Raw genomic sequence first — 24357 nt, 5'->3', positions numbered from 1 at the left:
GTACGCGTTCAATTAATCTAGACAGGCAGACAAACGCCCCGTGGATATACAATCCATTTACGCACTTATCCAGCAGGATATGGATGCAGTTGACGCAATGATACAACATCGGCTGCAATCTGAGGTTGTATTAATAAACCAGCTTGGACATTACATTATTAATAGTGGTGGAAAACGCTTGCGTCCCGCTATTGCTCTGCTCAGCGCCCGAGCCTGTAATCATCAGGCTTCTGCGCATATCAATCTTGCGACTATTATCGAATTTATTCACACTGCAACCTTGCTGCATGATGATGTAGTTGATAATTCCACTATGCGGCGTGGTCAGGAAACAGCGAACAGTGTCTGGGGAAATGAAGCCAGTGTATTGGTCGGTGACTTTCTCTATACCCGTGCGTTTGAAATGATGGTGGAACTTGATTCGATGCGTTTGATGCAAATCCTTTCCCACACCACAAACGTCATTGCGGAAGGTGAAGTATTGCAACTGTTGAATGTACATGATGCCGATACGACTGAAGAACGCTATCTGCAAGTCATTCATCATAAAACAGCCAAATTATTTGAAGCAGCCGGTCAGCTGGGCGCTCTCATCAGTAATGCCTCCGACGAGATTGAAATGGCTTTGGCTAATTACGCCATGCACCTTGGCAGCGCTTTTCAGCTGGTAGATGATTTACTCGATTACAGTGCATCCAGTGAAACTATCGGTAAAAATATTGGTGATGATCTGGCTGAAGGCAAACCGACTTTACCGCTGATCTATGCCATGCAAAATGGTACCGTCGAACAGTCAGCCATTATTCGAGAAGCAATCGAACAAGGCCAACGCGATAAAATTGAGGACATTATTGAAATTATCCACATCACTGGCGCTATTGATTATACCGCTTCAGCCGCTCTCAATGAGGCGGAGCAGGCAAAAGACAAGCTCATCATTATTCCCGACTCAGAGTACAAATCCGCCTTGATTGGGCTGGCTGATTTCGCTGTTTCACGACATTTTTAATGGGGATAAATGACGACACGACTTCCGCTTTTACATATTTATTCCGGCTTCGTTAAGCTGAATCGACACTATGGCTGAAATATACAAATATCATATGTTCATTTGCACACATCAGCGTGATGATAGCTCTGATTACTGTGAGGAACACGGCGCGCAGTCACTACGTGACTATGCCAAACAGCGGGTGAAAGACCTCAAATTAAAAAAAGTCCGGGTCAATAATTCCGGTTGTCTTAACCGCTGTAAATTGGGACCAATTATGGTTATTTATCCTGAAGGTGTCTGGTATCAATACCATGACAAAGCCGATATTGATGAAATCATCGACACCCATCTGGTCAACGGCAAAATTGTCGAGCGTTTATTAAAATGACACCGCAGCAATATTGCCGGGATAAAGCGGCGAAAAGCGGTTCAAGTTTCTACTACAGTTTCCTTTTTTTACCTGTCAAAAAACGTGAGGCTATCATGGCCTTATATGCTTTTTGCCGTGAGGTTGATGATGCCGTTGATGAAATAAGTGATCCACTTGTGGCTGCACAGACACTGGCTTGGTGGCGTCAGGAAATCTCCCGGACATTTGCTGGGCAAGCGACGCATCCGGTTGGCAAAGCATTAGCAGAAACTTTGCACGACTTTGATCTGCATGAAGAATATTTTCACGAAATTATTGATGGTATGGAAATGGATTTAACCCAGCATCGATATCCAGCATATAAAAATCTGGCCTTGTACTGTCATCGCGTTGCCAGTGTGGTGGGCTTACTTTCCGCACAAATCTTCGGTTTTTCTGACCGAAAAACCTTAAAGTTTGCTGAGAAACTCGGCCTCGCCTTTCAACTGACCAACATAATTCGCGATGTTCGTGAAGATGCAGAGCGGGGACGGATTTATCTGCCATTGGATGAGATGCAACAGTTTGGTGTCACTGAACAAAGTGTTCTGGCTTTAAAACAAACCGAAGCGTTGACGGAGCTACTTAAATTCCAGACACAGCGAGCTGAGCAGTTTTATCAGGAAGCCATGCAACTGTTGCCTGAACAGGATCGACATAATCAATGTACTGCACTGATTATGGCTGAAATTTACCGGACTACTTTGCACGAAATTGCCCACGATAATTTCCCGGTAATGAAGCAGCGAATATCGCTTACTCCAATCCGTAAATTGTGGCTGGCCTGGCGAACCCTGCGTCGTGAAAAAAAGCGCATCAAAAGCCATCGCTAATATGCAAACCGTTATTATTGGAGGTGGCTGGAGCGGCCTTGCTGCGGCAGTTCGCTTAGCTGAAAAAGGCCAAAACCCCATAGTTTTTGAAGCAGCAAAACAACTTGGCGGACGGGCACGAACGGTCAGATGGCAAGATATTGACATTGATAATGGCCAACATTTGATGATTGGTGCATACCGACATATGCTGGATCTGCTTCATCGGGTTGGCATAGAAGAAAACAGCGTGTTTCAGCGCAAGTCATTAGATCTGCAAATCCTTGATCCTTACTTTTCTCCACTCCATTTATCCACCACGAGGTTATTACCTTGGCCAATTGCAATATTGCCAAAGTTATATAGCAGTCTCGGTTGGCAAGGCTTAATGAGCTTTTTGCGAATTGCCAGACAGATAAATTCATCATCCGTTTCACCACACCTTACAGTAGAACAATGGTGCAGACAGACAAACCAATCGTCACGCATCATCTCGCAATTATGGGTCCCGTTGTGTCTGGCGATTATGAACACTCCAATAAGTCAGGCGTCAGCCAGTGTTTTTGCTGCCACTTTGAAGGATAGCCTTGCTGCAGACAGGCAATCTGCCGATTTGCTAATCCCTAACAAACCCCTCGGCAAGCTACTTCCAGAACCATGCAACAAATTTATTCTCAACCAGGGCGGTGAAGTGCGATTGCAGTCCCGTATTGAGAAAATCGTAATTGATGCTGGAAAAGTCACTGGTGTAATCACCAGTAAAGATGAATTTATTAACACAGAAAATATCATTGTCGCGGTGTCACCCCGTATTCTGCATAAACTTTTAGGTAAGCAGCTTAACTTACCGAAAGTTACTGAATATCCGATAACCACGGTGTATCTGCAGTATTCGGCGCAATTTAGATTAAAAGCCCCTATCATCGGTTTGAGTAATAGCTTATCTCAATGGATCTTTGACCGCTCAGATCAATCCCCCGGCCTGATTGCAGTCGTTATCAGTGGGCCAGGAGAGCATGAATTGCTAACAAAACTACAGCTCATTGAACAGGTTATCACTGATTTAACAGGAATTTTGCCTGAACTTCCCCATCATTATCTGGCAACACATGTAATCCGGGAAAAACGAGCCACTTTCAGTTGCGGGGTGGTTGATAACAGCCAGAGACCTAGCTGTAAAACCATAATAAATGGGCTCTGGATAGCTGGAGATTATGCAGAAAACGCTTATCCTGCTACATTGGAAAGTGCTGTAATGAATGGTTATCGAGCGGCAGAAAATATTTTAGTGGGAAATTTACCCTAACAACCTGTCGATATAGTCGTAATTGCTTGTTATACTCGCCCATTAGTTCATTTAAACCTAAAGAGGGGATGCCATGTTAAATCGTATGCGTTTAATTTTTACCGGTCTTTTTTTGAGTCTGGCCCTGATCGCCTGTAGCAATGAAAGCGACAACGCTGTCACCGATAGCAGTGAAACAGAGACATCAGCTCCTGCAACAGTAGAATCTGCACCGGAAGCTGCTGAAGCAGTAACCGAAGAAAATGAAAACGGCATCCAGGCCGGTATGACCAGAAATGAGCTTATCTCGACTTACGGCGAGCCTGATATTGCTCAAGAAAGAACGCTTGATCAAATGAATATGGAAACTCTGGAATGGCATAATGATGACGCATTGATTATTGCCCAATTATTAGATGGCAAAGTCACTTACGGCCGTATCGTTCCTAAATCTGAATAAAATTCGCCATGTTATCCCAAGCTGAGCAGTCCATACTCAGCGGGCAGGTTGTGCTTGTTACCGGTGCCCTAGGTGGCATCGGTAGCGAAGTCGCACTGGCTTACGCTCGGCATGGCGCAACGATCATTCTGCTCGACAAACATATTTCCCAGTTGGAAAAGCTTTACGATCTTATTCTGCAGGAAAGTGGCATTGAACCCGCTATATTTCCCATCGATTTTAAAGGGGCAAATGCAGAGAATTACCAACAACTCGCTCACACCATCAAAGAAACCTTTGGCCGCCTTGATGGTTTAGTTCATTGTGCAGCGGATGTTGGACAGTTAGCCCCCATAGCCAATCAGGATATTAAACAATGGACGGAAACCCTGCAGGTTAACCTGACGGCAGCTTTCTTACTGACTCATTCATGTCTTCCATTGTTGCAGGAAACGGCTGAGCAAAGCTTTATTATTTTCACCACTGACAGCCAACATGATAAGGCCTATCGTGGCGCCTATGGCTTGAGTAAAGCCGCCTTAGAGTGTTTCTGCCACCAATTATCACTGGAAACTGAAGCTGCCGCTAAAGTCCGGGTGAATTGTATTGACCCCGGTCAGGTAAAAACCAAACTGCATGCCCGGGTTTACCCAGCAGCTGATCCACAGCACTTGCCGGAACCCACCGCCGTCATTCCGGCCTATCTCTATCTTGCCAGCGCACAAAGCGGCCATTTACATGGTCAATGTTTGAATGCGCAGATGGAATTACCCGTCAAAGTTTTGGCTTAACTACATAACACCATGTAAATATTAGTAATTTAAACCATGGCACATATTTAGCATGGTTATTGTAAATTATCTTATTTACGAGCGTGCACATGATTCATTCACTGCCATCAGACACCACAAATTTGCGTCGACTGGAACAGAATACGGTTTCGGTTATACAAGCAGGCCCGGTTTCCGCTGAACGCGATGATGCGTTAGCTAAATTACCTTTAATTTTACAGACATCCCTGGATACCAGACAGTTACTCAGACTGTTTGATGAACAGATCAAACCTTTGCTCGCTCACAGTGGCCTGCAGTTTACGCATCCTGATAATAAATTTGAGTTCAGATTGGGCGCAAAACGCCATCATAAATGCAATTATCAACTGGAAATTGACCATGAGTATCTTGGTCAACTGACTATAAGCCGTGCTTATCGTTTTTCCAGTACAGAAATTAACCTGGTTGAGGATTTATTGTGCAAACTGGTTTACCCACTCAGAAACAGTCTGCTTTATACCCGCGCTTTAGATGCTGCTCTGACTGATACGTTAACCCAGCTTCCCAACAGACAAGCATATAAAAATACCATTGAACGTGAAATTGACCTGGCTCATAGGTTAAAACTGCCATTGTCGTTATTGGTTTTAGATATCGATCACTTTAAACAGATAAATGACAACTTTGGTCATCAGGTCGGTGACGAGACTTTATGCCGCGTTGCTGACACATTACTGTCCAGCTTAAGACGCAGTGATGCATTGTTTCGTATTGGTGGTGAAGAATTTGCCATCGTACTCAGTCATTGCCATCATGAAGCCGCTCTGCTGGCAGCAGAACGACTTCGTCACGCCATCAATGATTTAAATCAAAGTGATAGTGAACAACAATTTCCCATCACTATCAGTATTGGTCTGGCTGAATTATGTGTAGGAGAATCAGCTGACAGCTTATTTCTTAAAGCTGATGAAGCGTTGTATCAGGCAAAATTTGCCGGGCGTAATCAGGTAGTTACGGCCAGTGTGAGCCTTTAATGTTCACTGCGTCCACGAATACGTGGCCCTTTTCTGGTTTTTGGGGCTTCACGTTTACCAGATCTGGGGGCGGTCTTTGTTGCCGCTTTTGCGGATTTATCAGGCCACTTTGATGATTTAGGCGCTTTATCGACAGGAACTTCTTTTTTATCCGCAATTTTTTCTGCTGGTGCTCCCTTCTTGCCGGGTTTGGATTTTAATCCCGCTTCTTCATACAGATATTCCAGCTCTTTCCCTTCCAGCATCATCCAACGACCAGGTTTAAGTTTATTCGGCATAATCACTGGTCCATAACGTAAACGAACCAAACGACTTACCTGAACACCCTGACTTTCCCATAGCCGTCTGACTTCACGATTACGGCCTTCCTGAATCACCACATGAAACCAGCTGTTAGCCCCTTCGCCACCGCCGGGCTGAATATCAGAAAAATGCGCTTTGCCATCTTCCAGTTCAACACCATCACGTAACGTCTGCATCATTTCCGAGGTAACATCGCCTAATACACGAACGGCATATTCACGATCCATCTCATTGGATGGATGCATTAACTGATTAGCCAGTTCACCATCGGTAGTCAGGATAATCAAGCCACTTGTATTCAAATCAAGACGACCGACACTGACCCAACGACCTTCTTCAGGTACAGGCAAGGACTGGTAAATAGTTCTACGACCTTCCGGATCACTGCGAGTACAGACTTCACCCACCGGTTTGTGATACAGCAATACCTGCGGCATTGATTGCTGCCAGATCCGCTTGGATGATAAAGGTCGCCCTTCAAGCGTTACCCTATCCCTTTCAGAAATTTGATCGCCGAGAGTGGCGGGCACACCATTGACCTGTAACTTGCCGTCTTTTATCCAACTCTCAATCAAACGGCGCGAGCCGTATCCGGCACGAGCCAGTACTTTTTGTATTCTTTCAGCCATAATATTTTTCCTTCGGCTATTTATAAGCCAGACCCATTGCTGCACGTACTTCGCTCAATGTTTCCTGAGCTACTTCTCTTGCTGCAGCACTGCCATCATCAATAATACGTCGTACATCTTCTGGATGTCGGCTGAAATCATCCGCGCGTTCGCGGATGGGTTTAAGTTCGGCGATTACCGAATCAATAAGTGGACCTTTACAATCCAGGCAGCCGATCCCAGCCGAGCGGCAACCTTGTTGAACCCATTGTTTCTGATCTTCATCAGAATACACTTCATGTAATTGCCAAACCGGACATTTATCCGGTTCACCGGGGTCGGTACGGCGTACCCGGTTGGGATCCGTTGGCATACGTTTGATTTTTTCGGCAACGGACTGATCCGACTCTCGCAATGAGATGGTATTACCATAGGATTTGGACATCTTCTGCCCATCCAGACCTGGCATTTTAGAAGCCGGGGTCAACAATGCTTTCGGTTCTGGCAAGATCACTTTACCGCCGCCTTCCAGAAAGCCAAATAAACGCTCCATATCACCCAGCGCCAGACTTTGTTGATTTTTTAATAATTCACGAGCCGTCTGTAATGCTTCAGTATCACCCTGCTCTTGATAGGCTTTACGCAAATTGTTATACAACTTGGCATTTTTCTTACCCATTTTTTTCACGGCAGATTCGGCTTTATCTTCAAAATCTGCTTCACGTCCGTAGATATGATTAAAGCGACGGGCAATTTCACGTGTCAACTCAACATGAACCACCTGATCTTCACCGACCGGCACCTGACCGGCGCGATAAATCAGAATATCAGCGCTTTGCAGTAATGGATAACCCAAAAAGCCGTAAGTCGACAGATCTTTTTCTTTGAGTTTTTCCTGCTGATCTTTATAAGTCGGTACACGTTCCAGCCAGGATAAAGGCGTGATCATTGATAATAATAAATGCAGCTCAGCATGTTCAGGTACACGTGATTGCAGAAACAATGAAGCTGAAGAAGGTTCAATACCCGCCGCCAGCCAATCAATCACCATTTCCCAGACACTGTCTTCAATCACCCGGCTATCTTCATAGTGCGTGGTCAAAGCATGCCAGTCAGCAACGAAAAAGAAACAATCAAATTCGTGTTGTAATTTAATCCAATTTTTCAGAACGCCATGATAATGCCCCAAATGCAACTGCCCTGTCGGACGCATGCCTGAAACAATACGACGTGACTGATACGCTACCGTGTCCAAAATAATCTCCTGATGAGCTTGCTCAATTCAGTGTTTTACAGAATAAAAAATACTTGCATTGGCATATCAAAGATAAATGCCAGCAATCCCATATATGCCTGCATCAAAGGCCATAAAATCATCATAACGATGCCAAAATAGAGTAATGCCAGCAAGATAAAAAATCCGTAAGGCTCAACTTTTTCTACCCGCCAGGCCAGGTGAGGTGGCAATACACTGACCAAGACCCTTCCACCATCCAGTGGGGGTAACGGCAGCAGATTCAATAACATCAACATACCATTCACTAATACACCGGCAACCCCCATGTAAATCATCGGCCCGGAAATAAGCACATCATTCACGGCCAGCAATAGACCAATCTTGGCAACCATCGCCCAGAAAAAACCCATCACTAAATTTGCACCTGGCCCTGCCAGAGCGACCCAAGCCATATCTTTTTTAGGATTTCGCAGATTTTGAAAAGTAACAGGTACCGGTTTGGCCCAGCCAAACATAAAGCCGGTAAACATCAGTAATAAAGCAGGAACCAGAATCGTGCCTAATGGATCGATGTGCTTAATCGGATTGAGTGTTAATCGCCCCATCATCTGGGCTGTTTTATCACCCAGCTTTAATGCCGCCCAACCGTGAGCGACCTCATGTAAAGTGATGGCGAATAAAACCGGCAATGTCCAGATAATAATCTTCTGGATCAGACTAAACTCATCACCCATGAATTTTATCCACGCCGCCCATATAGGCACGAAGTGGCTCGGGAATGACGACACTGCCATCTGCTTGTTGATGATTTTCTAATATCGCCAGTAAAGTGCGTCCCACAGCCAGACCTGAACCATTTAAAGTATGCACCAATTCAGGTTTTCCTGTTTCAGGGTTCCGCCAGCGCGCCTGCATTCGCCGCGCCTGATAGTCGCCGAAATTACTGCAGGAGGAAATTTCCCGATAAGTATTCTGGCTCGGTAACCAGACTTCCAAATCATAGGTTTTGCTTGAAGCAAATCCCATATCGCCAGTGCAAAGCAGCATTTTACGATAAGGCAGATCCAACATCTGCAGAATTTTTTCAGCTTGACCGGTCAATTGCTCGTGGGCTTCGGCAGAGACTTCTGGCGCAACGATCTGCACCAGCTCGACTTTTTCAAATTGATGCTGACGAATAAGACCACGTACATCACGGCCATGTGAACCGGCTTCGCTGCGAAAACAGGGTGTATGTGCAACAAATTTCAATGGCAACTGTGCAGCATCGACAATACTGTCACGCACAATATTGGTCACCGGTACTTCGGCTGTTGGGATTAGATAAAGCTGACCATCATCAACAGCAAATAGATCTTCAGCAAATTTGGGCAGTTGTCCGGTTCCACGTAAAGAATCGGCATTGACCAGATAGGGTACGTAAGTTTCGGTATAACCGTGATCAGTTATATGAGTGTCCAGCATAAACTGAATTAACGCCCGTTGCAGTCGCGCCAATTGACCTGTCAAGGTCACAAAGCGCGCACCACTGATCTTGGCAGCAGTTTCAAAATCCATCTGCTGTAAGCCTGCTCCCAAATCTACATGATCCTTAGGTTCAAAATCGAATTGCCGCGGAGCGCCCCAGCGAGAGACCTCGACATTGTCATTTTCATCTTTACCTTCGGGCACATCATCCTGTGGGATATTCGGTATGCTCATCGCAAGATCGTTCAACTGATCCAATACTTTGGCAAGTCTGGCTTCAGCGGCTTTATGCTGATCACCTAAATCGTCGATCTCGGCCAGCAATGGTGCAATGTCTTCACCCGAGGCTTTGGCCTTACCAATCATTTTGGAACGCGCATTACGTTCGGTTTGCAATGACTGAGCATCCAACTGTGCCTGACGGCGTTCAGTTTCCAATGTTGCAAGCAGGATCACATCCAGCTGAAAGCCACGACGGGCCAACCCCTTTGCCACTTCCTGAGGTTCGGTACGTAATAATTTGAGGTCTAACATGTTAAATTCCGCTTTGCACTGGCCAGCTGACAATATGATCAACTTCCACCATAGTTTTTATTTTAGTGATGATATCGTTTATTTGTTCTGGTTTATCAAAAAACTCGATAACCATTGGCAAATCCGACGACAAATCTAGTATCGACGCTTTATGAACCAGACCGTTGGAACCTAAGCCGGCTACCCCCCGAAACACGGTAAAACGCACTTTATTCTGCTCCAGCTGTTTAAGCACTTGCCGTACTTCATGTCGTCCATCAGATAAGTAAACTCTCACTAATGTCAGATTCATAACTGTCTTCCCAGACTGATGCCTAACCATGTTGCCAACAGGCATAACACGACGCTTAACAATACATTTAGTCCTGCTTTAACAAATGCACCATCTTCCAATAATGTAAACGTTTCCAGCGAAAAGGTGGAAAAGGTTGTAAAGGCGCCAAGCAGTCCAACAATCAATCCGGCCCGCCATTCAGCTGCTACGGCTAATTTTTCAATCAGCAGGATGAACAGTATTCCGATCAGCAATGAGCCAAGCACATTAACCGCCAAGGTCCCATAAGGAAAGTCACGCCCTAATATTTTATAAACACCATTGGACATTGCAAAACGCAATAAAGCACCAGCAGCACCACCAACAGCGATAGCAGTAAGTTGCAACACGGCATAAGCCCTGTAGATACAAAGTGTGTTATTTTACCTGATTCATAACCAAGACAGGCAGCGAATGTGTTCGAAGGATTATGAAACTACCCCATGGTCAAATCATCGTTAATTTAACTTGGGTGTTAATTCTCCACTGCGATACCGTTCGACCATGTCATGTAATGAAATAGGTTTGATCCTGCTGGCATGACCAGCACTGCCAAAGGCTTCATAACGTGACTGACAAATTATCTGCATCGCTTTGGTAGCCTCTTTATAAAACTTGCGCGGGTCAAATACGGCTGCGTTTTTTTCATCCGTCAAAAACTGCCGGATAGAGCCGGTCGAGGCCATACGTAAATCAGTATCAATATTGACCTTACGCACACCGTATTTAATGCCTTCAACAATCTCTTCAACCGGCACACCATAGGTTTGGCCAATATTTCCGCCGTATGTGTTAATGATTTCTAACCAATCCTGCGGCACTGAACTGGATCCATGCATCACAAAATGGGTGTTTGGCAAACGTTGTTGCAAGGTCTTCAAATGAGAGATTGCCAGAACTTCGCCAGTCGGGGGCTGGGTAAATTTATAAGCGCCATGACTGGTACCAATGGCAACAGCCAACGCATCTACCTGAGTCTGCCTGACAAACTCAACGGCTTCATCCGGATCCGTCAGCAAATGACTATGATCAAGTTTGTCTTCTGAACCATGCCCATCTTCTTCACCCATCATGCCAGTTTCCAATGACCCCAGACATCCCAGCTCACCCTCTACTGAAACGCCACAGGCATGAGCCATTTCACTGACTTTTCGGGTGACGTTTACGTTATAGTCAAAATCAGACGGGGTTTTCATATCTTCAAGCAATGAACCATCCATCATCACTGAGCTGAAACCGGATTGAATGGAACGAGCACATATCGCCGGGTTGGCACCGTGATCCTGATGCATTGCCAGAGGAATGTGAGGATAGGCTTCTATTGCTGCCAGAATAAGATGTCTGAGAAACGGTTCACCCGCATACTCCCGTGCACCGGCACTGCCTTGCATGATAACCGGACTATCAACCGCATCAGCGGCCTGCATAATCGCATGCACCTGTTCCATATTATTCACATTGAAAGCAGGTATGGCGAATTGGTGCTCTGCTGCATAATCCAGTAATTGTCGCATTGAAACTAATGCCATTTGCTGCTCTCCGACTGAACCGGTTTATTCACTGCTGTTTCCTTGGGTTCGACCAATTCCCCCACGCGTACAATTTTTATGGCATTGGTGCTGCCCTGTACTTCAAGATCCCCTTTGGTAATGATCACTATATCACCATCATGAACCACGCCGCGACGCTGTAATTCTTCAACGGCTTCTTTATTCAAAGCCGCGTGATCGGTATGTTCCACGACAAAACTTACGGGATAGACCCCGCGATATAAAGTCACTCTGCGTCGTGTCGCGACATGGGGCGTTAAAGCAAAAATCGGAATACCCGAACTGACTCGTGACATCCATAAGGTTGAAGATCCCGATTCTGTTAACGCGGCAATTGCTTTAACATTAAGATGATTGGCGGTGTACATAGCCGCCATCGCAATGGCTTCATCTATACGTTCAAATTTTGAATCAATCCGATGACGTGACACGCGAATTTCCCGCTGTTGTTCAGCCTGCAGACAAATACGGTCCATAGCTTCAATGACTTTTACCGGATGATGACCAACCGCCGTCTCACCAGAAAGCATAACCGCATCAGTACCATCCAAAACGGCATTAGCGACATCAAATACTTCTGCACGGGTTGGAATCGGACTTTCTATCATTGACTCCATCATTTGGGTCGCTGTAATGGTCAGCCGGTTCATACGTCTGGCTTTGGCAATTAACTGTTTTTGAATTGGCGGTAAAGCAGCATCCCCCATTTCCACACCTAAATCACCACGGGCGACCATAATACCTTCTGATGCTTCAATAATGGCATCAATATCATCCAGGGCTTCAGAACGTTCAATTTTGGCAATAATGCCACCATAGCCCCCGGCTTCACGAAGTAATCGACGGGCCAGATGAATATCTTCAGCACTACGGGGAAAGGAAACGGCCAGATAATCGGCCTGCATATCTGCAGCGATTTGAATATCCTGCATATCTTTCGATGTGAGGGCTGAGGCAGACAGCCCGCCACCCTGCCGGTTAATGCCTTTGTTATCCGTCAACAGCCCGCCAACGGTGACACGACAATATATCTGCTGGTCAATAACTGACTCCACCCACAGAACAATACGTCCATCATCCAATAGCAATGTGTCACCACGCTTTACATCCAGTGGCAGGGATTTATAGTCGACTCCGACCTGTTGATTATCACCGGCATCATCCGCTAATGCGGCATCAAGGATGAAAGGGTCATTTTCAGCCAGTTCCACCCCACCATTTTTAAAACGTGAAATGCGGATTTTCGGGCCTTGTAAGTCCACCAGCACCCCAACCTGGCGACCAAAGGCTCTGGCGCGATTGCGAACCCTTTCGGCCATATCAATGTGTGAAAGGGCAGATCCATGAGAAAAATTGAGCCGGACAACGTCCATGCCCGCCGATATCATCGCATCAAGAACAGCAGGATCTTTTGTCGCAGGACCTAAGGTAGCAACAATCTTTGTTCTTCGACGAACAGACATATTAATTACTCATTGATTACTCGCGGCACGTTGCTCAAGAATTTCTACTGCAGGTAATGTTTTGCCTTCCAGAAATTCCAGGAAAGCACCACCACCGGTTGAAATATAAGATACATCATCACAAATTTTGTACTTAGATACTGCTGCCAGCGTGTCCCCTCCACCAGCAATTGAGAAAGCATCCGACTCCGCTATCGCCATCGCTATCTCTTTGGTGCCTTCACCAAATTGACTGAATTCAAAAACGCCTAATGGTCCGTTCCATACCACCGTACCAGCTTGCTTGATAATTTCAACCAACTCAGCAGCAGATTTAGGACCGATATCAAAAATCATATCATCATCACTTACCGCTTCAACGGCTTTTAATTCTGCTTCAGCATTTTCAGCAAAATGTTTGCCACAGACAACATCTTTGGGGACTGGGATATTCCCCCCCCGACTAATCGCCTCTGCGGAGAGTCTTTTACAGGTATCGATCAAATCGGGTTCATATAATGATTTACCCACATTATGACCCGCTGCAGCAATAAAGGTATTGGCAATACCACCACCAACGATTAACTGATCCACTTTCTTAGACAGGGTTTCCAGCACCGTCAGCTTGGTAGAGACTTTTGAGCCCCCCACGATAGCCACCATCGGCCGGGCAGGATTATCCAGTGCTTTGGATAGCGCTTCCAACTCAGCTGATAATAAAGGTCCTGCACAGGCAATCGTGGCGTATTTAGCAATTCCGTGGGTTGAGGCCTGTGCCCGATGCGCTGTACCAAAAGCATCCATCACAAACACATCACACATCTTGGCCATACGTTTTGCCAGATCATCATTATTGGCTTTCTCGCCAATATTGAATCGCACGTTTTCACACAAAACAACTTCACCCACTTCCACTGGAATGAAGTCGGGCTCCAGCCAGTTCTGCTCAAGACGAACCGGTTTTTCCAATAATGCCGAAAGATAATTGGCAACCGGCGCTAATGAGTACTTGTGCTCATATTCACCTTCAGTTGGCCTTCCAAGATGTGACATGACCATCACCTTGGCACCTTTATCCAATGCCAGTTTTATGGTCGCTAAAGAGGCATGGATACGCGTGCCATCTGCCACAACGCCGGACTTGAGCGGTACATTCAAATCCTGTCGTATTAACACGCGCTTGCCTGCCAAATCCAAATCGGCCATTTTTATTACTGACATAAGGTTTTGCCCTCTTGTAATTATTTTGTGAACCAGTTCTGATTATAGCCTTCACAATACATAAAAAAAGGCTTCCTTTACAGGAAGCCTTGCATTAGTTTTTTTCAGACACTGCAACGATGTATTAACTCGCTACATGTCCGACCAGACGCATCATATTGCAGGTATAACCATATTCATTGTCATACCAGGCCACTACTTTGACAAAAGTACCATCAAGCGCGATCCCGGCACCCGCATCAAAATTTGATGGCGCTGTATGACCACGAAAATCTGTTGATACCACACTCTCTTCGGTATAACCCAAAACGCCTTTCAGCTCACCCTCAGCAGCAGTTTTCATCGCCGCACAAATCGCTTCATAGCTGGCATCTTTGTTTAATTCAACGGTTAAATCGACTACCGAAACATCCGATGTTGGTACGCGAAATGCCATACCGGTTAATTTACCGTTTAATTCTGGTAACACCTTGCCCACGGCTTTTGCTGCACCGGTGGATGAAGGAATAATGTTTTCCAGAATACCGCGACCACCGCGCCAGTCTTTCATGGACGGCCCATCAACCGTTTTCTGCGTGGCAGTTGCGGCATGTACCGTAGTCATCAGACCCCGTTTGATTCCAAAACTGTCATGCAAGACTTTGGCTACGGGAGCCAAGGCATTGGTGGTACAGGATGCAGCAGAAACAATGGCTTCGCCTGCATAAGATTCATGATTCACACCATAAACAAACATTGGAGTGTGATCTTTGGAAGGTGCAGATTGCACTACTTTTTTAGCGCCTGCATCAATATGCGCCTGGCAGGATTCCTCGGTCAGGAAAAATCCGGTACATTCAATAATCAAATCGGCACCGACTTCGTTCCATTTTAAATCTGCAGGATTACGTTCAGCGGTAACGCGAATAGTCTTACCATTAACGACCAGATGTCCATCTTTAACCTCGACATCACCGTCAAAGCGGCCATGCACAGAATCATACTTGAGCATATATGCCAGATAATCCGGATCCAGCAAATCGTTGATTGCTACTACTTCAATCTCAGGAAAATCTTTTGCTGCAGCACGAAATGCCATGCGGCCAATACGCCCAAAACCATTGATTCCAACTTTAATTGTCATTGTTTTTCCTTCCGTATTTAAACGATACGTCTAAGGTTTTAACTACACAAAGAAGTTTAAACATAGTCAACACCCATGCTGCTAAAAATCAGTATCGCCACGATGTGTTAACACAGACTCGTCAAACATTCATATTGTTTTAAATTTCACTTCCTGCAATCTCACATGAAGTGTATGGGATTCTTTTAATAAACCAAACTAAATTATTTTTATCCAGAAGATAAATGAAATTTATAGTTTGTGTTGTAAATTAATAGCTGGAGCCCTATCCATTTCAACGCCCACTTAACTTCTCAGACAAGAAAAAATTTACACTCATCAAAAACAAGAATGACGAGTAAGTTTTCACTCACTCGCCATCTCATTAACCTCAGCTAAAACTTACGTTTGTGATTTACAAAGTATCTTTTACAGTTTTAACCACATTTTCGACAGTAAAGCCGAAGTGTTTCATCAAAACACCGCCTGGAGCAGATTCACCGAAGGTATCGATACCAACTGTGCCGCCTTCCAGACCTACGTATTTACGCCAGAAGTCAGTTACACCGGCTTCAACAGAAACACGTTTGACACCTGGTGTCAGGATACTGTCTTTATAAGCCTGATCCTGACGATCAAAGACGTTGGTTGAAGGCATAGAAACAACACGTGCGTTGATACCATCTTCAGCCAATGCTTCCTGTGCTTTTGCTGCCAGATCTACTTCTGAACCAGTTGCAATCAGGATGACATCCGCTTTGCCACCTTTAGCTTCTGACAGGATATAAGCACCTTTGCGCATTCCTTCAAAGTCAGCTGCATCATGCTTACGACCCGGAATACCTTGGCGACTTAAAACCAGGCTGGTTGGGCCATCTTGACGTTCAATAGCAGCAACCCATGCCACAGCAACTTCTACTGAATCTGCAGGGCGCCATACATCCATATTCGGAATGTAACGCAGACCAGCAGTGTTTTCGATAGGTTGGTGAGTAGGACCGTCTTCGCCCTGACCGATAGAGTCATGCGTCAGAACAGCGATAGTACGCAGTTTCATCAATGCAGACATACGCAGAGCTGATTTCGCATAGTCAGAGAACATATGGAACGTACCACCGAATGGCAACAAACCACCGTGCAACGCCATACCATTCATGATGGCGAACATACCGAATTCACGTACGCCGTAAGAGATGTAGTTACCAGGCTCTTTACCTGAAACATGCTTGAAGCTTGAACAGCTGGTCAGGTTAGACCCGGTCAAGTCAGCAGAACCACCCAGATATTCAGGCAATGTAGGTGCCAGAGCAGCAATGACGTTTTGTGATGCTTTACGTGACGCAACGCTCTCTGCTTTTTCATTGGTTTCAGCAAACAGTTTTTCGGTAACGTCTTTCCAGTTAGCCGGTAAATCACCTGCCATACGGCGTTTGAATTCAGCAGCTAATTCTGGATATTCTGCAGCATACGCGTCGAATTTTTTGTTCCATTCAGCTTCAACAGCGTCACCTTTCGCTTTAGCATCCCAACCAGCATAAACATCATCAGGGATAACAAAAGGTTCGTAGTCCCAACCTAACTCTTTACGAGTTAATGCAACTTCTTCTTCACCTAATGCCGCGCCGTGGCAGTCATGGCTGGCAGATTTGTTTGGTGAACCGAAACCGATGATAGTTTTACAGCAAATTAAAGATGGTTTGTCAGTGACTTTTTTTGCTGCTTCAATAGCGGCATTGATAGCATCAGAATCATGTCCGTCTACTGATTGAACGTGCCATCCGTATGCTTCAAAACGCTTGACGGTGTCATCGGTGTACCAGCCATCGATATGACCGTCGATAGAGATATTGTTGTCATCCCAGAAAGCGATCAGGTTGCCGAGGCCCCAGGTACCAGCCAAAGCACATGCTTCATGAGAAACACCTTCCATTAAACAGCCATCGCCCATGAATACATAGGTGTGGTGATTAACAATGTCATGACCAGGTTTGTTGAACTGATCAGCCATTAACTTCTCAGCCATCGCAAAACCAACACCGTTGGTAATACCTTGGCCTAATGGACCAGTTGTCGTTTCTATGCCTGGCGCATAACCGTATTCAGGGTGCCCCGCACATTGTGAATGCAGTTGACGGAATGTTTTCAGGGAATCCATCGGCAAATCATAGCCGCTCAAATGCAGCAATGAATAAATGAGCATAGAGCCGTGACCGTTAGACAAAATGAAACGATCACGATCAGCCCATTTCGGGTTGTTCGGGTTGTGTTTCATGTGGTCATTCCACAATACTTCAGCGATATCTGCCATACCCATTGGGGCACCTGGATGGCCGGAATTCGCTTTTTGCACTGCATCCATACTTAACGCACGGATTGCATTTGCTAAATGTCTACGTGTAGCCATTATCTACGTTCTCCTATTAAAAAAAATTAAGCTGCTCGCCATTTAATGGAACAGCCCATACTGGGTATCTGTTGTTCTGGACCATGACCTGTTTGAGCAACTTGCTGCATCGCTTCAAATAAATCACGGCGTACGTCCGCTGGAGCGGCTTCTTTGCGGCTGGCATCAAGGCGACCACGATACTGCAATGTCAGATCTTTGTTGTAACCAAAAAAATCCGGCGTGCACACCGCACCATAGGCTTGAGCAACCTCTTGGCTTTCGTCATACAGATAAGGGAAAGAAAACCCGTTTTGTTCAGCAACAGTTTTCATGTTGTCAAAAGAGTCTTCCGGGTAATCAGCGACATCATTGGCAGAAATTGCCACAGAATTGATGCCCAGCTGTTTGAGTTCGTTGGTATCACGGATCAGTCTATCCATTATGGCTTTGACATAAGGACAATGATTACAGATGAACATGATTAACAAGCCATTCTCACCATGACAGTCTTCCAGTGTCCAGATTTTGTTATCTGTGCCCGGCAGGGCAAAGTCTATGGCCGCTTGGCCAAAGTCACAGACGGGTGTCTCTAAAGCCATTAAGATCTCACTTTAGTTCCTGTTTTTAGGCAATTTCGGTGATCTTTAACCACACGAAACCAATTTGGAGTTCAGCATATTACCAGACAATTTAGATAATGCGAAATAAGCCAATTCGCCAGAATATGTTCGCTAGGTTTTTGTATATTGAGACAAAACCGATATAGTCGCAGGACTTGTTTTAGTCAGCAGAACTTATTCAGCGACTTCATTCACCAACATTGCTCTGCGCTCAGCATTATCAGGGTGAGAATCAAGATAACTTTGCCAACCCGCTCCCTCAGTTGCTTGGCTGATAAGCCAGCCTTTCTGTTGAGCCTGTTGTAAACCACCTGGAGTGTCACACAGGGATGATTGCGAGTTATCTTCAACTTGTAAGGAAAAATAGGCACGACATCTGATATTGAGTTCAATACGATCCAATAGATCAGCCAAATGAGAGCCTGCTATCTGATTGAAGTGCATATATCGCAAAGCAAAACGATCCGCTTCGCGCTCAAAATCTCTTGAATAGGCACTCTGCATCATCACAATAGGCATCCCCATAAAGAGTTCGGCAATTCCTGATGTGTCCCCGACAAAAGCCATTGCCATCACCACCAGCAATGAATTCTGCATTACCGACTGGGCTCCGTGCCGATGGGCCACATGGCCAATCTCGTGCAGCAGTACCGCAATCAACTCTTCAGGCCGCTCTGCCAGTTTCACCAGCTCATCCGTGAATACTATTGTGCCATCCGGCAAGGCAAACGCATTTGCACCTAAATTACCGCCATGTCGAAACTGGATAGTTATCGGCAAATCCACTTGTTGGCTGTACACCTTAAACTTCGTTAAAAGCTGATCCTGCTGTGATCGTGGCAGTTTTGAGGGTGATAACACGGTTTCATCGAGCAAACGGAGTGTGTGACTGGCCGCTTGATCAGCAACACTTGAGGGCAACCAAAAAGCCATTTTATTTGCCACAGCAGGCACACCATACTGCACCATTCCATAGCCGAACCCGACAAATAGTATCAGTGCAATAAAAACCAGTTGCCAACGACTTTCAAGCAGGTAAATGAATCGGGAAAAGCCATGCCCTTTGGCGATAAGCAGTTGATCAATGGTCTCATTATCCAGACTTTCAAATTTCTGGCCTTGCTGAAAATACAACTGGCGACTGGTGTTACCCAACCGTGAAGAAATTTTCAGATCATCCAGTGAACAGCAAACCAGCTGAGCGCCATCCGAACTGTCTACAACTTCGATATCCTGCTCGGAAATATGTCGTAAAAAGGCAGTCCGCTGTCTGGAAACACCTTCTTCATACCAGAGACCATCGATCCGCACACGTTGCCAAAGTGGTTGCATTGTTAAAAACCGACATCCATATCAAATACATCGCTGACACCCTCACCCAATGGCCCCACACGTTGACTGACAGTACTGGAAAACTGATTCAAATCACCCTGCACCAGCATTTTAGTATGTACTGCCTTATACGCCGCCACTCGAACTTTTGCCCATGGTATAAACAAGCCTAAAGTGAGCACAATCGCAAATGTGTTGCTTAATACTAACCACAGATATGATGGTGTTGTGTAGTTTGCAGAAAATCCATGTTGAGCGAGTTTTGCATGATTAAACAACAAGTTCGTTGTTTTAACAGTGAAAAACACAAACAATGTGAGATACATCATCATGGATAGCACTATCGTTAGCACTCCTAAGGCTTCACGGTTTAATAAACTTGCCAGCAGAAACACACCAATCAATGTTATGACCACAATGCCAATCATCGCCAGAGCGATTTTATAATAGGCACTGACCATAGGCTCAAACTCAAATGCGGTATCACCATAACGCATATTTCTCACCATAAAACACTGCTGTTTATATACGGCAAAAGGCATCAGCAAAGAGAGACTTAATAAACCAAGAACAGGCCAAATAATATAAACGGTAAAGGCCTCACCATATTTACCATCAAATCCGAACCGCACGTTTCGATATTCACTATAAAAAGCATTGAATGTCAGTGACTTGACAACCAGCCAAGGAAACACAATGACAAACAACAGAGCAAATATTACCCCGGTAGCAGGGAAAAGTGACGTTACGGCTATATAGACAACAAAAAAAGCAAAGGCGATCAAGCGCCCCTTAAGAATCTGCAGCGGAACGGCTCGATAATTAAAACTTGCTTCATCCAGTTGCGTATTAGCATAGAAATACTGTTTATTGCGAACCTTAGCCCAGGCTGAATAAATGCCCAAAGTCAAAATTGTGAGAACAACGTTGACTATCCAAATCCGAAAATATTCAGCACCTTGTCCACTGAAAAAAAATGCCCTTCCCCGTGGCTTTATTTCAGGTTCCAACACCGACTTCTGCTCACTTGCAGAATTCCCGTATAAATAAGGCTGATGAGTAGTCGCTAAACGAGGCTCCTTTTTCATATGCCGCATTAAATACGAATCTGCCCCGGCATTCTGTAATTTTTCCTGTTGCAACTGAGCCTGCTTGTAATCCACCCCCTGCATCACCATGGTATGTTTTTGCTGAAACAATTCAATAACAGCGTTTTCTGTCATGGCTAGCAAACTCGCTAGATTTTCGCTCACTTCCTTGATATGGAATCCATCTAATAATTGTCCACTCAGAACAACGTCATAGCGCAACTCTGACACGTTAGACCTCCTTGTCTGTTTAAATTAATTTTGCCGAAGTTTGTAGCAAGCTGACTTGACGGCAACCTTCAGCTTTATAACAGGATAATAACGATTGCTCCAGTTAGAATAGAAAGACTTTGCTAATATAAGCAGCTAACCGATAACGTTAATCTCCAGCCCAAAAACTTTCAGGATTGTCAGGCCCAAAAGGCCTTATTGATCTTTTACCACCACCACACTTACTTTTCAGGCTATGGTACGTAAAAAAAACATCCCCTCTCGCCGGCAACGAACAAATCCTCGATTGAACAAAAACCGTCGAGCTTTTATTTCCAAAGGAACACTTTTCAAGCTGTTGCTTATTTTCCTGGCGCTCCTAGGGCTGGCAACATTTTATCTGGATACTCAAATCCGCAGCCAGTTTGAAGGGAAGCGCTGGGAATTACCGGCTAAAGTTTTTGCCAGACCGCTGGAGCTCTATGTTGGCGCCCCGTTATCCATTGACGATCTGAAAATTGAGTTAAAAGCTTTGGGCTATCAGTTTGTTGATAAGGTCAAAGGGCCGGGACAGGCTGCTTTTTCTTTTTCACAGGCAACGATTTCCACCCGCGGCTTTCATTTTCCTGATGAGCATGAACCTGCCAGACAACTTATTTTAGATTTCAGTGGTGACTCCCTAAGTCAGATTCGTTCAGCTGATCAGCAATCGCTGACATTAATCCGGCTGGAACCTGCCTTAATTGGGGGCATTTATCCACTGAATAATGAAGATCGCGATTTAATTCAACTTGAAGATGCACCGCAAGCCTTTATTGATGCGTTGATAGCGATTGAAGATCGAGACTTTTACGATCATTTTGGCATCTCACCCAAAGGCATTGCCCGCGCTACTTTAGCCAATATTCGCGCTGGAGCATTTGTGCAGGGTGGAAGTACCTTAACTCAGCAATTAATCAAGAATTTTTACCTGACTGCCGACCGCACATTGCTACGCAAAATGCTGGAGGTGCCAATGGCAATGATTCTGGAATGGCATTACAGCAAAGAAGAAATTCTTGAAGCCTACTTAAACGAAGTCTATCTGGGACAGTCCGGTAATCGTGCGATCCACGGTTTTGGTCTGGGAGCAGCACATTATTTTGCTCAGCCAATACAGGATCTCAAATTACATCAATTGGCATTACTGGCCGGCCTGGTGAAGGGCCCTTCCTATTATGATCCTCGCCGCAATCCAGAACGTGCCAAAACCCGGCGAAATCTGGTACTCAGTGTTTTACACCAGCAAGGCTCTATTACCGATGAAGAATATATGCTGGCTTCCACCGCTGATCTCGATGTGGTGCCATCAGGTCGTTCGATGAAAGAAGCCTATCCGGCTTATATTGATTTAGTGAAACGTCAGTTACGACGCGAATACAAAGATGAGGATCTCGGTTCGGAAGGATTACAGATTTTTACCAGCCTCGATCCAATCAGTCAGCACAAAGCTGAAGCTTCGCTTGTCAGTACCATTGAAGATTTAGGCAAAACCTATGGTGAAAGCCTGGCAAAACTCCAGGGCAGTATGGTGGTAACAGATCCGCAAACCGGAGAAGTACTGGCGTTGATTGGCGATCGCAATACCCGCTATCAGGGTTTTAACCGTGCTTTGGATGCGATGCGGCCTATTGGCTCTTTAGTTAAACCCGCGATTTATCTGACAGCATTTGAACAGGGATATACCTTGATAAGTGAATTGGATGATTCATCTTTCAGCCTCACTTTACCTAACCAGCAAACCTGGACACCGAAAAATTTTGATGGAAAAACCTACGGCCAGATACCGCTGCATACTGCTTTGACAAATTCTTATAATTTATCAACTGCACAGTTGGGGATGGAGTTAGGTGTTGATAACGTCATTGAGACATTAAAAAGACTCGGCGTGGAACGCAAGCTGGACGCCTACCCTTCCTTGCTACTGGGTGCTCAGAGTTTGTCGACATTGGAGGTGGCCGCCATGTATCAGACTATTGCAGCAACAGGATTTCAAATTCCGCCACGTACCATTCGCACCGTAACAGACAGTGTTGGAGAACCACTTTCGAGCTATCCTTTTCAGTTGCAACAAAGCATTGATGAAAAACCCATGTTTTTGCTGCAGTATAATCTGCAACAGGTAACCCGCAATGGCACAGCACGCAGTATCTATCAACAATTGCCAATGAATATCAATACTGCAGGGAAAACCGGCACCTCGGATCAACAACGCGACAGCTGGTTTGCCGGCTTTACTGGCAACCGCTTGGCGGTAGTCTGGCTGGGACTGGATGATAACAGCCCAATGCCAATTACCGGCTCTAATGGTGCCTTGCGCGCGTGGACAAGGTTTATTGCTCAAGAACCGTTACAATCCTATGAACCGGCAATGCCTGAGGGCATTGAAATGCTCTGGATTGATCCGTTAAGCGGAAAACTCGCTGATGGATTATGCGAGAATGCGACACAGATACCGTTTATATCCGGCACGCAACCGACTGAAACTGCAGCCTGCGCCATGCCAGAAGAAACTTTTATTGAAAACCCAATCAAGCGGTCAATCGACTGGGTCAAAGATATTTTCAGATAGGTTTTCCAATGCGACACACCATATCAAAATCTTTTTTTATCATGACCTGGCTGGTCCTGTTTTTATCGGCTTGTACTACGGCTCCGGTCACACAAAAACCACCGGTTGACAGCCGGGACGTGCCATCTCGCCCGCAGACACCGGACTCAGCACAAACAAAGGCTGACCCTACCCAACCAGCTACTCCTCAGGGCATACCCATGCCCCCGGGTGAATCGACATCAGCAGAGGAGCTGCTGCCAGCAACCAAACCGGCACCAGCCCCCAGTAACCCGGCAGTTCTGGCTTTACTAAGTGATGCTGAAAAATATCAACAGCAGGGTAATATGTCTGCAGCTCAATCCCGTTTGCAACGTGCACAACGAATTTCACCGCGGGATCCCAAGGTTTATTACCAATTAGCCCAGACACATTATGAACTCGAAGATTATCGCTTAGCGGAACAGGTGGCTTTAAAAGGGGTGTCTTATGCGCAGGGAGATAATGCCCAACAGAAACGTTTTTGGTTATTGCTAGCCGAAATCCGTACTAAGTCGGGTGATAGAGCGGGTGCAAAATCAGCGCGCGAACAGGCCGCGCGCTACTAG

General features: G+C 45.5%; 23 protein-coding genes. 9 read left to right on the top strand and 14 right to left on the bottom strand.

Features of this window, described 5'->3' with window-relative positions; all coding sequences use genetic code 11:
• Positions 1 to 40 precede the first annotated feature (40 nt).
• From ispB to B2337_RS00495, 7 genes are all read left to right on the top strand, one after another.
• Positions 41 to 1009 (top strand): octaprenyl diphosphate synthase, encoded by a 969-nt coding sequence (gene ispB / locus B2337_RS00525; protein WP_292414906.1) that lies wholly within the window; start codon positions 41 to 43, stop codon positions 1007 to 1009.
• A gap of 70 nt (positions 1010 to 1079) precedes the next feature.
• Complete coding sequence (locus B2337_RS00520) at positions 1080 to 1382, top strand: (2Fe-2S) ferredoxin domain-containing protein (RefSeq protein ID WP_292414904.1); 303 nt, start codon at positions 1080 to 1082, stop codon at positions 1380 to 1382.
• A complete protein-coding gene (gene hpnD / locus B2337_RS00515; protein ID WP_292360580.1) occupies positions 1379 to 2236 on the top strand; it encodes a presqualene diphosphate synthase HpnD in 858 nt (285 codons plus the stop codon). The genes B2337_RS00520 and hpnD overlap by 4 nt, the downstream gene beginning before the upstream one ends.
• On the top strand, positions 2205 to 3521 hold the full coding sequence (gene hpnE / locus B2337_RS00510) for a hydroxysqualene dehydroxylase HpnE (protein WP_292414903.1): 1317 nt from the start codon (positions 2205 to 2207) through the stop codon (positions 3519 to 3521). The genes hpnD and hpnE overlap by 32 nt, the downstream gene beginning before the upstream one ends.
• Positions 3522 to 3594: 73 nt before the next feature.
• On the top strand, positions 3595 to 3960 hold the full coding sequence (locus B2337_RS00505; RefSeq protein ID WP_292414902.1) for a hypothetical protein: 366 nt from the start codon (positions 3595 to 3597) through the stop codon (positions 3958 to 3960).
• Positions 3961 to 3968: 8 nt separating this feature from the next.
• Entirely contained in the window at positions 3969 to 4730 is a 762-nt protein-coding gene (locus B2337_RS00500; protein ID WP_292360586.1) for an SDR family NAD(P)-dependent oxidoreductase, read from the top strand.
• An 89-nt stretch (positions 4731 to 4819) separates the two neighbouring features.
• Positions 4820 to 5746, top strand: a complete 927-nt coding sequence (locus B2337_RS00495; RefSeq protein WP_292414901.1) for a GGDEF domain-containing protein — start codon at positions 4820 to 4822, stop codon at positions 5744 to 5746.
• Here B2337_RS00495 and rluB read toward each other — a convergent pair.
• The 14 genes from rluB to B2337_RS00425 all read right to left on the bottom strand — a co-directional run bounded on the left by rluB (position 5743) and on the right by B2337_RS00425 (position 21180).
• Positions 5743 to 6678: a 23S rRNA pseudouridine(2605) synthase RluB gene (gene rluB / locus B2337_RS00490; RefSeq protein WP_292360590.1), complete on the bottom strand. Its 936-nt coding sequence runs from the start codon at positions 6676 to 6678 to the stop codon at positions 5743 to 5745. The two genes, B2337_RS00495 and rluB, sit on opposite strands and share 4 nt — an antisense overlap.
• 16 nt (positions 6679 to 6694) lie before the next feature.
• The gene (locus B2337_RS00485) at positions 6695 to 7912 is read right to left on the bottom strand and encodes a tryptophan--tRNA ligase (RefSeq protein ID WP_292360592.1); all 1218 of its coding nucleotides are present in this window, start codon (positions 7910 to 7912) and stop codon (positions 6695 to 6697) included.
• 35 nt (positions 7913 to 7947) lie between these two features.
• Positions 7948 to 8628, bottom strand: a complete 681-nt coding sequence (locus tag B2337_RS00480; protein WP_292360594.1) for a site-2 protease family protein — start codon at positions 8626 to 8628, stop codon at positions 7948 to 7950.
• Positions 8621 to 9895 carry a serine--tRNA ligase gene (gene serS / locus B2337_RS00475; RefSeq protein ID WP_292414900.1) on the bottom strand — a complete coding sequence of 425 codons (1275 nt, stop codon included), beginning with the start codon at positions 9893 to 9895 and terminating at the stop codon, positions 8621 to 8623. The genes B2337_RS00480 and serS overlap by 8 nt, the downstream gene beginning before the upstream one ends.
• Position 9896: 1 nt before the next feature.
• Complete coding sequence (locus tag B2337_RS00470; protein ID WP_292360597.1) at positions 9897 to 10187, bottom strand: DUF190 domain-containing protein; 291 nt, start codon at positions 10185 to 10187, stop codon at positions 9897 to 9899.
• Positions 10184 to 10558 carry a fluoride efflux transporter CrcB gene (gene crcB, locus B2337_RS00465; RefSeq protein WP_292360599.1) on the bottom strand — a complete coding sequence of 125 codons (375 nt, stop codon included), beginning with the start codon at positions 10556 to 10558 and terminating at the stop codon, positions 10184 to 10186. Before crcB ends, B2337_RS00470 begins: the two co-directional genes overlap by 4 nt.
• 108 nt (positions 10559 to 10666) lie before the next feature.
• Positions 10667 to 11737 (bottom strand): class II fructose-bisphosphate aldolase, encoded by a 1071-nt coding sequence (gene fba / locus B2337_RS00460; RefSeq protein WP_292360600.1) that lies wholly within the window; start codon positions 11735 to 11737, stop codon positions 10667 to 10669.
• Complete coding sequence (gene pyk, locus B2337_RS00455; protein ID WP_292360602.1) at positions 11728 to 13221, bottom strand: pyruvate kinase; 1494 nt, start codon at positions 13219 to 13221, stop codon at positions 11728 to 11730. Before pyk ends, fba begins: the two co-directional genes overlap by 10 nt.
• A 9-nt stretch (positions 13222 to 13230) precedes the next feature.
• Positions 13231 to 14421, bottom strand: a complete 1191-nt coding sequence (locus B2337_RS00450) for a phosphoglycerate kinase (RefSeq protein ID WP_292360604.1) — start codon at positions 14419 to 14421, stop codon at positions 13231 to 13233.
• Positions 14422 to 14545: 124 nt separating this feature from the next.
• The gene (gap, locus tag B2337_RS00445) at positions 14546 to 15544 is read right to left on the bottom strand and encodes a type I glyceraldehyde-3-phosphate dehydrogenase (protein ID WP_292360606.1); all 999 of its coding nucleotides are present in this window, start codon (positions 15542 to 15544) and stop codon (positions 14546 to 14548) included.
• Positions 15545 to 15938: 394 nt separating this feature from the next.
• The gene (gene tkt, locus B2337_RS00440; RefSeq protein WP_292360608.1) at positions 15939 to 17927 is read right to left on the bottom strand and encodes a transketolase; all 1989 of its coding nucleotides are present in this window, start codon (positions 17925 to 17927) and stop codon (positions 15939 to 15941) included.
• 26 nt (positions 17928 to 17953) lie between these two features.
• Positions 17954 to 18508 (bottom strand): thioredoxin family protein, encoded by a 555-nt coding sequence (locus B2337_RS00435; protein ID WP_292414898.1) that lies wholly within the window; start codon positions 18506 to 18508, stop codon positions 17954 to 17956.
• A gap of 195 nt (positions 18509 to 18703) precedes the next feature.
• Positions 18704 to 19861: a M48 family metallopeptidase gene (locus B2337_RS00430; protein ID WP_292360612.1), complete on the bottom strand. Its 1158-nt coding sequence runs from the start codon at positions 19859 to 19861 to the stop codon at positions 18704 to 18706.
• A gap of 2 nt (positions 19862 to 19863) precedes the next feature.
• Positions 19864 to 21180 (bottom strand): YjgN family protein, encoded by a 1317-nt coding sequence (locus B2337_RS00425; protein WP_292414897.1) that lies wholly within the window; start codon positions 21178 to 21180, stop codon positions 19864 to 19866.
• A gap of 286 nt (positions 21181 to 21466) precedes the next feature.
• Here B2337_RS00425 and mrcB point away from each other — a divergent pair, with 286 nt between their 5' ends.
• Positions 21467 to 23770 (top strand): penicillin-binding protein 1B, encoded by a 2304-nt coding sequence (gene mrcB / locus B2337_RS00420; protein ID WP_292360616.1) that lies wholly within the window; start codon positions 21467 to 21469, stop codon positions 23768 to 23770.
• 8 nt (positions 23771 to 23778) lie between these two features.
• Positions 23779 to 24357, top strand: coding sequence for a tetratricopeptide repeat protein (locus B2337_RS00415; protein WP_292360618.1), 579 nt, complete (start codon positions 23779 to 23781; stop codon positions 24355 to 24357).

It is taken from the genome of Methylophaga sp. UBA3192 (genome assembly GCA_002363955.1).
Taxonomy (GTDB): domain Bacteria; phylum Pseudomonadota; class Gammaproteobacteria; order Nitrosococcales; family Methylophagaceae; genus Methylophaga.
This window is presented reverse-complemented; position numbering and strand designations above follow the sequence as displayed.

Bases quoted from the DNA above. Each gene is read 5' to 3' on its own strand.
- B2337_RS00435 (WP_292414898.1), bottom strand. From the start codon at position 18,508: ATGGCTTTAGAGACACCCGTCTGTGACTTTGGCCAAGCGGCCATAGAC.
- B2337_RS00505 (WP_292414902.1), top strand. From the start codon at position 3,595: ATGTTAAATCGTATGCGTTTAATTTTTACCGGTCTTTTTTTGAGTCTG.
- fba (WP_292360600.1), bottom strand. From the start codon at position 11,737: ATGGCATTAGTTTCAATGCGACAATTACTGGATTATGCAGCAGAGCAC.
- B2337_RS00470 (WP_292360597.1), bottom strand. From the start codon at position 10,187: ATGAATCTGACATTAGTGAGAGTTTACTTATCTGATGGACGACATGAA.
- gap (WP_292360606.1), bottom strand. From the start codon at position 15,544: ATGACAATTAAAGTTGGAATCAATGGTTTTGGGCGTATTGGCCGCATG.
- rluB (WP_292360590.1), bottom strand. From the start codon at position 6,678: ATGGCTGAAAGAATACAAAAAGTACTGGCTCGTGCCGGATACGGCTCG.
- B2337_RS00430 (WP_292360612.1), bottom strand. From the start codon at position 19,861: ATGCAACCACTTTGGCAACGTGTGCGGATCGATGGTCTCTGGTATGAA.
- B2337_RS00415 (WP_292360618.1), top strand. From the start codon at position 23,779: ATGCGACACACCATATCAAAATCTTTTTTTATCATGACCTGGCTGGTC.
- hpnD (WP_292360580.1), top strand. From the start codon at position 1,379: ATGACACCGCAGCAATATTGCCGGGATAAAGCGGCGAAAAGCGGTTCA.
- serS (WP_292414900.1), bottom strand. From the start codon at position 9,895: ATGTTAGACCTCAAATTATTACGTACCGAACCTCAGGAAGTGGCAAAG.
- B2337_RS00480 (WP_292360594.1), bottom strand. From the start codon at position 8,628: ATGGGTGATGAGTTTAGTCTGATCCAGAAGATTATTATCTGGACATTG.
- B2337_RS00520 (WP_292414904.1), top strand. From the start codon at position 1,080: ATGGCTGAAATATACAAATATCATATGTTCATTTGCACACATCAGCGT.
- pyk (WP_292360602.1), bottom strand. From the start codon at position 13,221: ATGTCTGTTCGTCGAAGAACAAAGATTGTTGCTACCTTAGGTCCTGCG.
- B2337_RS00495 (WP_292414901.1), top strand. From the start codon at position 4,820: ATGATTCATTCACTGCCATCAGACACCACAAATTTGCGTCGACTGGAA.
- B2337_RS00450 (WP_292360604.1), bottom strand. From the start codon at position 14,421: ATGTCAGTAATAAAAATGGCCGATTTGGATTTGGCAGGCAAGCGCGTG.
- tkt (WP_292360608.1), bottom strand. From the start codon at position 17,927: ATGGCTACACGTAGACATTTAGCAAATGCAATCCGTGCGTTAAGTATG.
- B2337_RS00500 (WP_292360586.1), top strand. From the start codon at position 3,969: ATGTTATCCCAAGCTGAGCAGTCCATACTCAGCGGGCAGGTTGTGCTT.